The 6,535-nt window shown below is 62.7% G+C and carries 7 protein-coding genes; 2 read left to right on the plus strand and 5 right to left on the minus strand.

All coding sequences use genetic code 11. The annotated features are described in order from the left end of the window. Positions 1–29 precede the first annotated feature (29 nt). Positions 30–1,082: a GlxA family transcriptional regulator gene (locus CWO91_RS15175; RefSeq protein WP_130214156.1), complete on the minus strand. Its 1,053-nt coding sequence runs from the start codon at positions 1,080–1,082 to the stop codon at positions 30–32. A 91-nt stretch (positions 1,083–1,173) separates the two neighbouring features. Between CWO91_RS15175 and CWO91_RS15180 the strand changes: the two genes are divergently transcribed. Then, a complete protein-coding gene (locus CWO91_RS15180; protein WP_130214157.1) occupies positions 1,174–2,016 on the plus strand; it encodes a dienelactone hydrolase family protein in 843 nt (280 codons plus the stop codon). A 53-nt stretch (positions 2,017–2,069) separates the two neighbouring features. Here CWO91_RS15180 and CWO91_RS15185 read toward each other — a convergent pair whose 3' ends face one another. The 3 genes from CWO91_RS15185 to CWO91_RS15190 all read right to left on the minus strand — a co-directional run bounded on the left by CWO91_RS15185 (position 2,070) and on the right by CWO91_RS15190 (position 2,954). Beyond that, complete coding sequence (locus CWO91_RS15185; RefSeq protein ID WP_130214158.1) at positions 2,070–2,276, minus strand: hypothetical protein; 207 nt, start codon at positions 2,274–2,276, stop codon at positions 2,070–2,072. A 279-nt stretch (positions 2,277–2,555) separates the two neighbouring features. Further along, positions 2,556–2,678 (minus strand): hypothetical protein, encoded by a 123-nt coding sequence (locus CWO91_RS45000; protein WP_283806521.1) that lies wholly within the window; start codon positions 2,676–2,678, stop codon positions 2,556–2,558. Between the two features lie 90 nt (positions 2,679–2,768). Continuing rightward, positions 2,769–2,954, minus strand: a complete 186-nt coding sequence (locus tag CWO91_RS15190) for a hypothetical protein (protein WP_245471258.1) — start codon at positions 2,952–2,954, stop codon at positions 2,769–2,771. 536 nt (positions 2,955–3,490) lie between these two features. Here CWO91_RS15190 and CWO91_RS15195 point away from each other — a divergent pair. Next, positions 3,491–4,780, plus strand: coding sequence for a c-type cytochrome (locus CWO91_RS15195; protein ID WP_165405474.1), 1,290 nt, complete (start codon positions 3,491–3,493; stop codon positions 4,778–4,780). A 36-nt stretch (positions 4,781–4,816) separates the two neighbouring features. Here the strand turns inward: CWO91_RS15195 and CWO91_RS15200 are convergent. Further along, on the minus strand, positions 4,817–6,535 hold a 1,719-nt coding region (locus tag CWO91_RS15200), incomplete at its 5' end, for a 4Fe-4S binding protein (protein WP_130214159.1).

A 6,535-nucleotide genomic window follows, 5' to 3' on the forward strand; every position in this document is an offset into this window, starting at 1 on the left:
CTCAGCGCAGAGCGTGACGGCGGCGGTCATCATACATTCAGCGCTGGATTGCGTTTGCGCGCCGCCGGTCGGTCAGATCGTCGGGCTCCACGCGTCCTGGAAGGCGCAGCGCCATTGTCCCGCATGCGCGCGGCACGCGAAGCCCGCGCGCCGGGTGTCTTCTCCCGGTGCAAGAGCTTGCGAAGCGTAGAGGGGTCGGCATACCCAACCTTCTCGGCGATGTCATCGAGGCTGAGCCGAGTGGTTTCCAGAAGCTCCATTGCCTTATCGACGCGCAACCTCTGGACAAATCTCACCGGCGAAAGCCCGGTGGCGCGCTCGCATCGGCGCGCGAAGGTGCGCGCACCCAGTCCCGCGGCCTTTGCAAGTTCGGAGATTGAAAAGGTCCGTTGCAGTCGCGCCCGCGCCCAGCGCTCCGCGCGTGAAACGCGTTCGTCCGCGGCGGTGAGGAAGGATAGCGCCATATAGCGGGATTGCGATTGCCTGCGGTCCAGCAAGAGAAACCGCGCGCAGCTATCCGCGAGGTCAGGTCCTGCATGGCGGGCAATGATCGAAAGCATCAGGTCCAGTTGAGCCATCGCCGCACCGGCCGTTGTTACGCGTCCGTCGGTCAACACCATCGCATCCGTGTCGAGCGTCACCCTTGGAAACAGCTGCCGAAACAGGGGTGCGAGCCACCAGGTCGTGGTTGCGCGGCGGGCATCCAGCAGCCCGGCGCTCGCAACCAGAAAGACGGCCGAACAGGAGCCGGCGATTTCAGCTCCGGATTGAAAGGCCGCACGTAGAGCCTTCCTGGCCATTTCGGCGTCCCGTCGCTGCAATCCTTCGCGAACGAGTTGCTCATCCATCCAGGCCAGCCCGGGCACGATCACCACGTCTGCAGGTCTATTAGCGCTCGCCTTTGCGGGCAGCCTTGCGAGCCGCGTTGCCCATCTTGCCCCGGAGCCGGAAATTCTGATGTCAAAGCAGGGCGGTCGTCCGGCCCTTGCACGAATGCCGTTGGCCACATCGATCAATTCGACGGTGATGGCGACACTGGCCGCGGAGGCTCCTTCCAGGACCAGAACGTCAATGAGCGGCATGGCAAAATAGACCCGATTAATGTCACTTTTGACACTTGTCGAAATGAATGCCCGGGAAATACCGTTTGCGCAACCTTTTCCGGAGGACAATATGAGTGATGCGCTGCTGAAGCCTGACGATCTATCCGATTTCAACCAGCGGATCCTCTCGTTGGAGGGCGCGGCAAAACCGGTCTACGTTGCGGGCCAAGGACCCGCTGTCATCGTCATGACCGAGATGCCAGGCATTAGCCCGCACGTCGCGCGTTTCGCTCGCTGGGTTCGCGACGCCGGCTTCCGCGTCTACGTGCCGTCGCTTTTCGGAAAGGATGGCGATGTTCCCGACGCCGAAACTGCGGCCGGCGTTTTTCGGCGCGCGTGCGCCAGCGCTGAATTTCGAGCGCTCGGGGGCGGATCATCGAGCCCTGTATCCAACTGGTTGCGGGCGCTCGCCAGGCTGGCCCATGGCGAGAGCGGCGGGCCGGGCGTCGGTGCTATCGGCATGTGCTTTACCGGCAACTTCGCGCTGAACATGATGCTGGAGCCGGTACTGCTGGCTCCTGTCTTGTCCCAGCCGTCGCTCCCGTTGGACAATCCCGCAGGTATCGAGAGCTCCGCTGACGAACTGGCGCAAGTCCGTTCGAGGCTGGAACGCGAAGATCTGACCGTCCTTGCCTACCGGTTTGCGGGCGATTCATTTTGCCGCGCCGAACGGTTTGCCGCCTACCAGGCCGCGCTCGGCGATCGCTTCGTTGGTCGCGTTTTGCCTGACACGGCCGCGAATACCGGGCCCAAGCCACCGTTCTTCGAGCAGTTCGTCAAGACGCCCCACAGCGTCGTCACAGTTCATCTTGTCGATGAGGTGGGTCAGCTCACTCTCGCAGTTCGGGACGAGATTCTTGCCTTCTTTCAGAAGCGCCTGAAATCGATACTCCCCACCATTGGGCATCGATGAATTTGTCCAATGCGAGCGTAGGAATTCAGTCAGCAGGATGCATGAATGTGCGATCACTGATCACGTTTGGGCACCCATTCTTCCGCGATTGAGTCCCAACGGTGGTTGTCGTCGAATTGTTTCCAGAGTGGCTGCCTTGGTTTGTTTTCAGCCTTCCGTCGTGTCGCATTGCGGGCGTTGAGTTGGACGACAAGCATGCCAGCCATCGTCACCCATTCGCGAGCCTTATTTCGGGAGTTCCATTTGATTGTCGCGAACATCGGCTGCCTCCTTCAAAGTGAGAAGCCTTTGCCATTCTAGCCTCGACCACGAACACAGGGATGTAAAGTACTTCACAGCCGCCAATATCTTTGACGCAAACCTGCGGCTCATAGAGGCGCCGCGAGGTCGGAGTTTCGAGGCTTGGGCCGAGATCATCCAAACCGCCGAACTGAGACGTAGGGATTGGCAGGCAGCGGCGGAAGAAGCTCGCGCGGCCCTTTGCGTCAGAGTCGCATCGCGGCCGCCCGCGATCCCGGACGCCCCGGGATTTGGGTGTCTCAGAGGCGTACCCCGGTCGTAGCAAACGCTTGCGCGACGGGCTCCTGAACTCGATTCAAGATCTCCATCCCTGCAATCGCGATCACCACGGCCGCGACGCAGCCAAGAAGAAAAGCCTTCATCCGCAGCCTCCCTCGATCGAAACGTCAAGCTATTTATACGACACGGCTTGTCGCGAGCAAACTCGTTGATTGCATCAAGGCACAGGCGGCCTACGGGCTCTTGAACACGGGATCGACGGAAAACGCATCACCCATCAAGCCAAGAGACTGGAGTGCGGCGCGATTCAGGTCGATTTCCAATATTGCAAGAAGAAGCGCAAGCACGACCGCAACGAGGATCAAGAGCGGCGAGGCGTCTCGGGAATCGGGATCTTGCGATCCATCGAGCGCGCGCAAAGCGCGCAATCGCGCTAGTATCTGCAGAAATGGCCGCGTTCTCCCCTGCATGCCGTCATCCTTGACGTGACTAGGCGGAGATAATGTCCGGACCACCGGCATTCAAGCAGGATGCGCAAGGTTAGCCTGTTGCGACGCACACTCCGGAACGGAATGCAGCGTCACCCCGTTTAAGTACGCGCATCGGAGGATCCGACGTGAAATTGCCGACAGCGATTTTGTGCTTCGCAGCACTTTGCCTCTTCGAGAGTGCCTCCGCCCAACCCGCACAAACCAACTCATCTGGGGCGCAAACCCGTCCCGAGGAGAAGGGCCAAGCACAGCCGCAAGGCTGGACGGGTCCAATCAATACGGGTTCGGGTGGTGCGCCCGCCGAAAGTCCCCAAGGTCAGAGTCCGCCCGGAATGCAGGCGGCGCCGGAAGGGTCGTCCAAGAGCATGAGGGCCCCAGCCAAGTAGATCGGTTCGGATATTCATCTCCGGTGACTCTTCTGGCAATCTTGAGGGCGTGAATGTGACCAGAGCCGGTGAGGGGCAATGAGGTTACCTTTCTGCGCGCGTGGCGCCGCGGCCCTGTGGGCCATTTTCGCGGTATCATCCGTGCACGCCGACATGGTGGGACATGGCGGCCCGGTACGGGCCCTCGCTATTTCCCCCGATGGGAACGGCCTCTTGTCCGGAAGCTTCGACACAGCCGCCATTCGCTGGTCTTTGAAGACGGATACGGCAGAGCAAGTGCTGCGGTATCATGCTGGCGCCGTCAATGCTGTCGCCTTTTTGACCGGAGATCGCCTGGTCACCGCCGGCGCCGATGCACGGATTGCGGTATGGACGGCTGGCCGGCAGCAGCCGGATCGGGTGTTTGAGGGACATGGAGGTCCAATCGTCGCGCTTGCGGTTTCTCCCGATGGTGCGCTTCTCGCATCCGGTTCATGGGATCGGACGGTGCGGCTCTGGTCGCTGTCGGACGGCGCGTCGCGCGTGCTCGAAGGTCATTCGCAGAACGTCAATGGCGTCGCTTTCACGCCGGACGGCAGGTCGCTTCTCAGCGTCGGCTATGATCTCACGTTACGCATCTGGCGTTTGCCGGATGGCCAGCCTGAAGTCGTAACGTTGCCGGCGCCGCTCAACGCGGTGGCTGTGGCGCCGGATGGTGAAATCGTCACGGGCGCGGTCGATGGCATGCTGCGGATGTTGACCACCGACGGCAAGGTCAGCGGCGAGGTCGCGGCCGGTCCCACACCAGTGGTGGCCTTGACGATATCGGGAGACGGCACGTTGATGGCTGCGGCCGGCATCGGTGGCACGGTGGCGATCATCGATCGTAAGTCGCGCAGCCTGCTACGAACGCTGGTCGTGTCCGGCTTGCCGGTATGGTCGGTCGCCTTCCTTCCGGATCGAGAGACACTGATGACGGGTGGCGCGGACGGCAAGATCAGGCGCTGGAATGCGCGCACCGGCGATCCCATTGGTTCGAACCTCTCGGGAACGCCGGCCGATCCGCTCGCCGCCTATGCCGGCGATCCTGGCGCCGATGTATTTCGGGCATGTGTTGCCTGTCACACGCTGTCGGACAAGGAGGTTCAGCGTGCGGGCCCGACGCTTGCGGGATTATACGGCCGCAAGATCGCTTCGCTACCGGGCTATCGTTTCTCCGAAGCGCTGAAGACGATGGACATCGTCTGGACGCCGGAGACGGTCGCAAAGCTGTTCGAGATCGGGCCGAATGCCTACACCCCCGGCACCAAGATGCCGGAGCAGCGCATCGGCTCGGCCGAGGACCGCCGTGCGTTGACCGACTTCTTGGGCCGCGCAACGTCGCGATAATTGCCCCTTCCGATCCTGCGAAGATATCCGCTTCGTCTAGTCCTTGCCATCGCGCTGGCGGAGATAGTCATCCGTCGTTCGCGGTGGCGTTCGTTCCGGCACGCCCTTGAAGGGATCGAATTGCTGTTCGCTCATGACGATGACGCGGCAGTCAGCGCACATCCTGAGTGCCGCGATCCGCTTATCACCCGCCGGATACATCCAATGCCGGCCTTCGAGCTTGGCGGCGATGCGGTCGATCGTGCTCTTGACGCCGAAGGCCGTGCCGCAGCGGACGCAGAGTGCGGGCTCCTCTTCCTTGATAATCACGGCGGAGGCACGGGCCGCGCGGAAATCGATCTGCGGCTTGAGGCTGATGACTTTTTCCGGACAGGTGCTCTGGCACAGGCCGCATTGGACGCAGGCGTCTTCGACGAACTTCAGCACTGGCCGCTCGGGATCGTCGCGAAGCGCGCCGGTCGGGCAGGCCGAGACGCAAGAGAGGCATAGCGTACAGCCGCTGGTATCGACGCTGATTGCGCCCACCGGCGCACCCTGCGGCAGGGCGATCACGTCGACCGGTTTCGGCGCCAGGCGATGCAGCTCGCTGAGCCCGAACCGCAAAAGGTCGCGCCGCTTGCCGACGGTCTTGAAGGTCGCAGGCGCAGCGACGGCCGCGAGCGTGCCGATGGCCGCCAAATGCTCGCCGAGCGCGTCGGGATCATCCGTTTCGACAATAGCGACGCGGCGGCCCTCAAAGCCGAGGCCGCTGAGGATCGCTTCGGCCATGGCGATCGTCTGCGACAGTCCGGTCACGTCGTGGCGTGGCTTTGCGCGCAGCAGGAAGCGCACCGCCGATACGCCATAGGCGAAAGCGCCGACGACCGCTTCCAGCCCGAGCTGCGTGATCTCGTTGACGGCAAAGGGAAGCACGTTCGCCGGCAAACCGTCGCCATGACGCGCCAGGGCATCGATCAGGGGCATACCGTGCGGGCTGTCATGAAAGAGCAACACCGCATTGGCGCCATTGTTCTCGCGGTAGGTGAGCAGCATGGCACGAATTCTTTGAAGCTGCGTATCGGCGGGCGGCAGCGCATAAGATGCCGCGCCGGTCGGGCAGGCGGCGGCGCATTGGCCGCAGCCCGCGCAGATGTTCGGATCAATTGCGACATGATCGCCGACGGGCGTGATCGCCCCGGTTGGGCAGAGATCGAGGCAGCGATGGCAGCCCGTGCGCTTCGAGCGCGAATGGGCGCAAAGAGCGGGCGTAACGTCGACATATTTCGGCTTGTCGAAGCTGCCGACGAGATCTCGGGCGGTCAGCACGGCGCGGAGCACCGCGGCGGGATCGTTCGGATCAGCGCGAAGATAGCCGTCGCGCAGCTCGTGGGCAGGAAAAAGAGGCATCCCGCCGGAAAGATCGAGCACGATATCGCAGCGCGAGGTGACCCCGCTTCGCGGCGCATCCAGTACGAAGCGATCGCGCGAGGAGGGGCGGGGACGCGCATAATCGTCGATCGCAAGTTCGAAAGCGCCGAAATGTCCCTTTGCGGAGCGGATCGTGCCCTTCACGATCGGGAAGACCGTTGCGGCGGAGGGCATCATCTCGTCGAGCTGCTTCAGCATCACCGTGACGTCGAGGTGGTCGGCAAGCAGGCGGCCGGCTTCGATCGCGGCCTCATCGCGCCCGTAGATCAGGACCACGCCCTCGCTCGACAAGGTGACGAGCGGATAGTCCGGCGCCGGGACAGAGGCGGATGCGAGCAGGGCAGCCAT

It is taken from the genome of Bradyrhizobium genosp. SA-3 (assembly GCF_004212635.1).
Lineage (GTDB): Bacteria > Pseudomonadota > Alphaproteobacteria > Rhizobiales > Xanthobacteraceae > Bradyrhizobium.